General features: G+C 59.3%; 4 protein-coding genes. 1 reads left to right on the top strand and 3 read right to left on the bottom strand.

The genetic code is table 11. The features are described from left to right. The first annotated feature begins 791 nt into the window (after positions 1-791). On the top strand, positions 792-3272 hold the full coding sequence (locus ACFFAR_RS24765) for a penicillin-binding protein 1A (RefSeq protein ID WP_375508629.1): 2481 nt from the start codon (positions 792-794) through the stop codon (positions 3270-3272). Between the two features lie 86 nt (positions 3273-3358). Here the strand turns inward: ACFFAR_RS24765 and ACFFAR_RS24760 are convergent, their stop codons facing one another. From ACFFAR_RS24760 to ACFFAR_RS24750, 3 genes are read right to left on the bottom strand one after another with little or no spacing between them, the layout of a single operon-like run. Continuing rightward, on the bottom strand, positions 3359-3805 hold the full coding sequence (locus ACFFAR_RS24760) for a copper chaperone PCu(A)C (RefSeq protein ID WP_174365685.1): 447 nt from the start codon (positions 3803-3805) through the stop codon (positions 3359-3361). Between the two features lie 11 nt (positions 3806-3816). Beyond that, positions 3817-4197 (bottom strand): copper homeostasis periplasmic binding protein CopC, encoded by a 381-nt coding sequence (gene copC / locus ACFFAR_RS24755; RefSeq protein ID WP_174365686.1) that lies wholly within the window; start codon positions 4195-4197, stop codon positions 3817-3819. 59 nt (positions 4198-4256) lie between these two features. Beyond that, positions 4257-4643 (bottom strand): DUF2946 family protein, encoded by a 387-nt coding sequence (locus ACFFAR_RS24750; protein WP_174365687.1) that lies wholly within the window; start codon positions 4641-4643, stop codon positions 4257-4259. Positions 4644-4904 lie beyond the last annotated feature (261 nt).

Below are 4904 nucleotides of genomic sequence, written 5' to 3'. Positions count from 1 at the left end.
CAGCGCGTCGCATGAGTTCGCTGACACTGATGCCGAGACCGTCGGCGGTGCTGGTGATCGCGAGTTTCTGCGCGGGGGTCACAAATACGACGATGCGTTCGCTGGGTTTGGTAGTCATGAGCGCCTCACATGCTGGGGCCACGCAAGCGCGGCCAATCGACGTCCGTCAGCGGCACAACAGGCGACGCGTCCAATATGCGCCGCAGTCGCGGAGTCAGGCAAAATCGCGCAATCAATGCATCCATCATATCGTTTTGGCGCGGCTGCGTGCTTGTGCGCGTGCATGAACGCAGCGTGTGCGAGACAGGTATGAAAGCGTAGAGGTATCAACGACTTGCGTCCTGCAGATGAGAATGCTAAAGCTCCGCTCGACCTGCTGTGCGGCATCGCGCGCATGGCGAGAAAAAAGCGGAAAGGCTTTCCGATTTGGTCGCAAACCCAACTTCTTACAATGGATTTACTTACAAAAAAATCGGGCATCGCCCGGTGCTGCTCCCGCAAATTCTTTAAAATGCGCTGTCATTACGCACTGGGCCGTAGCGGTTGCAGATTTCTTACAACGCTATAACAGCCCGCTGTGGACGCGCAGCCTGTCCGGGGACATCGGCGTGCAATGCAGCGGTTCGCGCCAGATTTGAACCTCCGCGCTCTTCGATGATGACGACGGCTGCACATTCGGCTTCAAGGCACAAAGAGCTCATTGGCTCTTTGAAGGCCTCAACATTCATCGTCACGCGGCGGGTTGGCGTGGCGCACCGGGCGCCCCAGAAGCGCACCGTTCAAATCCAGTCATGCCAATCATCAAACGACCTAATTCCTCGAACACGCCACGCGATGACCGGGATCAAGACGGTCCATACAGATACCGCACCTCAGACCGCAAACCTGCCAGACCGTCCATAGCGCTGCGTCTCATGCTGTGGTTCGTCGGGCTGATTGCCGTCATGGCGATCGTCGGCGCATTGATCGTGGGATACGCGCTCGTTGTGATGGGGCCGAATTTGCCGTCGCTTGATGCAATCACCGATTACCGGCCGAAGGTGCCGTTGCGCATCTATACGGCGGACCATGTGCTGATTGGCGAATTCGGCGAGGAGCGCAGGCGCATCGCCCGTTTCGATGAAATTCCGGATCAGATGAAGAAGGCGGTGCTCGCGATCGAGGATTACCGCTTCTATGAACATGGCGGTGTGGACTTCGTCGGCATTGCACGCGCGGGCGTGAGCGACATCATGCATGGCGGTGCATCGCAGGGCGCAAGCACGATCACCATGCAGGTCGCGCGCAACTTCTTCCTTTCCAGCGAAAAGACCTATACGCGCAAGATCTATGAAATGCTGCTCGCGTACAAGATCGAGCGTGCGCTCACCAAGGACCAGATCCTCGAGCTGTACATGAACCAGATTTATCTGGGCGAGCGCTCGTATGGGTTTGCATCGGCGGCGCGGGTGTATTTCGGCAAGGATCTGAAGGACCTCACGCTCGCCGAATGCGCAATGCTCGCAGGCTTGCCGAAGGCGCCTTCGGCGTACAACCCAGTGGTCAATCCAAAGCGCGCGAAGATTCGCCAGCAGTACATCCTGAAGCGCATGCTCGATCTGAAGTTCATCACGCAGGAACAATTCGATCAGGCGAGCGCCGAGGAATTGCATGCGCGCGTGGCCGGCACGGAGTACAGCGTGCACGCGGAATACGTCGCGGAAATGGTGCGTCAGATGATGTACGCCCAGTACAAGGATGAAACCTACACGCGCGGATTCTCGGTGACGACGACCATCGATTCTGCCGATCAGGACGCGGCGTATCGGGCGGTCCGAAAAGGCGTGATGGATTACGAGCGGCGCCATGGATACCGCGGGCCGGAAGGCTTCGTCAATTTGCCGGCGAACCCGGATGACCGGGATGAAGCCATCGACGACGCTCTCGCCGATCATCCCGACAACGGGGATATCATCGCGGGCGTGGTGACGTCGGTGAATCCGAAGCAGGTGGTGGTCGAGTTCGTCAATGCCGACCCGGCGACCATCACCGGCGACGGCTTGCGTTTTGTAGCAACCGCTCTGCGCAGCAATGCGACGCAAGCGCTGAAGATCAAGCCGGGTTCCATCGTGCGTGTGATGAAGGACGCGAAGGAAAACTGGACCATCACGCAGTTGCCGCAAGTCGAGGGCGCGCTGGTTTCGCTCGTGCCGCAAGACGGCGCGATCCGGGCGCTGATTGGCGGCTTCGATTACAACAAGAACAAGTTCAATCATGTGACGCAGGCATGGCGTCAGCCGGGGTCGAGCTTCAAGCCGTTCATCTATTCAGCGTCACTGGAAAAGGGCCTTGGACCGGCGACCATCATCAACGACGCGCCGCTCTATTTCCCGCCGACATCGCCGGGTCAGCAGGCGTGGGAACCGAAGGACGACGATCAGCCCGACGGCCCCATGTCCATGCGCATGGCGTTGCAGAAGTCGAAGAACCTGGTGTCGATCCGGATTCTGTCGTTCATCGGCACGAAGTACGCGCAGGATTTCGTCACGCAGAAATTTGGTTTCGATGCCGATAAAACCCCGCCGTACTTGCCGCTCGCACTCGGCGCGGGTCTCGTCACGCCGCTCCAACTGGCGGGCGGTTATTCAGTGTTCGCCAACGGTGGTTCACGCATCAATCCTTACCTGATCGGAGAAATCGCCGATGCACGCGGCACCGTGATTTCGCGCGCGAATCCGTTGCTTGCGGGGAACAACGCGCCGCAAACGCTCGAACCGCGTAACGCGTATGTGATGAACAGCTTGCTGCATTCGGTCGCGACTGCCGGGACCGGTTCGAGCACGAATGTGCTCAAGCGCAACGACCTGCAAGGCAAGACCGGTACGACCAACGACGCCAAGGATGGCTGGTTTGCCGGCTATCAGCATCAGCTCGTTGCTGTCGCGTGGATGGGCTACGACCAGCCCAAGTCGCTCGGTGGCCGCGAATTCGGCGCGCAGCTCGCTCTGCCGATATGGGTCGAATTCATGCAGCGTGCCCTTGCCAAGATCCCGCAGCAGCCGATGGAAATGCCCGAAGGTCTTACGAGCATCGACGGAGATCTGTTCTTCGCCGATAAAACCCCGGGCAACGGTTTTGTCGCGAGCATTGGCCTGGATACGGCGAATCCGGCGGAAGGTTCCAGCGACGCCGTTGGCGGAGTCGGACCGGGCGGGATGACGCCGCCACCGCCGCCGCCGGATGTTGCTCCGGCCGAGCGCCAGGAGATCATGAATCTCTTCAAGGGGCATTGACCGGCAATTCAACGCCAAACGAAAAACGCGCCGCAATCAGATTGCGGCGCGTTTTTTTATTGTGCTTCGAGGGGGACGTTGCGGGGTTACTTGCCGAGCGTTGAAGCCGCCTTCACGGCGCACTGTGTGCTGATGCTCGACTGGTCCGAGAACGTCAGCTTGAGCGGGATTGTGGTGCCGACCTTGAGCGGCTTGGGCGCGTCCTCCAGCATCAAGTGATAACCGCTCGGCGCAAATGCGAGCGTGCCGTGCGCGGGGACGTCGGCGGAATCGACCATCGCCATGGTGGACGTGCTGCCGTTGCTGCTCGATTTATGCAGCATGGCCATGCCGAACGCGGGCGTTTCTGCGCCGGTGAGCGTGGCGGGTTTATCGCCGTCATTCGATACCACGAAGTACCCCGACGACGGCAAGCTCGCCGGCATCAAACGAATCCAGCAATCGTGCGCTGTGAGCGTCGCGGCTTGCGCGGACGTGATTGCCATTGCGCTCATCGCGATGAAACCCGCGTGTATCAGTGTGAATTTTTTCATGGTCAGACTGCTCACTTCACGTTGAAAAGATAATGACCTTGCGTACGATGCCCGTCTTCGGCCACCGCGGTCCACTCGACCTGGTATGCACCGGTCTTCAGATCGCCGAGCGCGACGCTCATATGCTGTTTGTTGCTGCTGTCGACGGCTGACTTTGCGCTGTTGACCTGCTTGCCGGCGGCATCGACGACTATCAGGGTGCTGAAAGTCGGTTCCAGCCCTTCCGAGAAATCGATGGCGACTTCGTGAGGCGCTTCGACGGTTGCGTCGGGCGCGGGGGTTTGTTGCTTCGGCAATGCGTGGGCCATGGCGAGTTGAGCCATGGCAAGAAAGGCGGCTGCAAGCGCGCCGCGCCTGGCCAGCTTTGCGACGTTTGAAAATGGCGGGTTCATGCTGATCCTGTTTGCGCGAAAAGAAAGTGCCGGCGATACAGCCGGCGACCATGCGGGATTCAAATGAAGAAGGGCGGTGCCCGGGGTTGCGCGGCGAATAAGGGAGCGTAAGGCGCCGCGAACAGAGCCGGGGCGTTGACCGCAAGAGCCGCTGCCGCACGATGCGTTGGCAGCGTATCGATGGAAGGCGGCGCCGCGGGCGAGTGCACAGCGAAATTACAGTAACCGCATGCGTCCCAATGACCTGCCATCGAGTGATGCGGCTGCTGGTGATTTGCTGCAATTAACGTTTGGGATTCCGTTATCGCAGAGCAATGCGCGTTGAAAATCGAGTTCGTGCGAGCACGCGAAGCAAGCGTCTGTGAAATGGCAGGCGCGAGCGTCATCATCAGAATTGCAAGCTTTCCGATAAAGCTGCCGAACTTGCGGACGTGACTACGGCGCATGAGGCTGACGATGGCTTCCGAGGCGATTGAGCCGTCGATTATGCCACGCGTGGAATGGGTGATTTGTGCCTTGGGGTCGCACCTTCAGTGACCTGTTGAGTACCGGCGAACTGCCGCCGATGGACTCTGGAGGTGGAACACGACCTCAAAAAGCAAAAAGCCCGGAGAACCGGGCTTTCGACATTTGATCTTGGTTGCGGGGATAGGATTTGAACCTATGACCTTCGGGTTATGAGCCCGACGAGCTGCCAGACTGCTCCA

Source organism: uncultured Caballeronia sp. (genome assembly GCF_964243625.1).
GTDB lineage: Bacteria > Pseudomonadota > Gammaproteobacteria > Burkholderiales > Burkholderiaceae > Caballeronia.
Note: the sequence above shows the minus strand (reverse complement) of the source record. Positions and strands in the feature narration are given on the sequence as shown.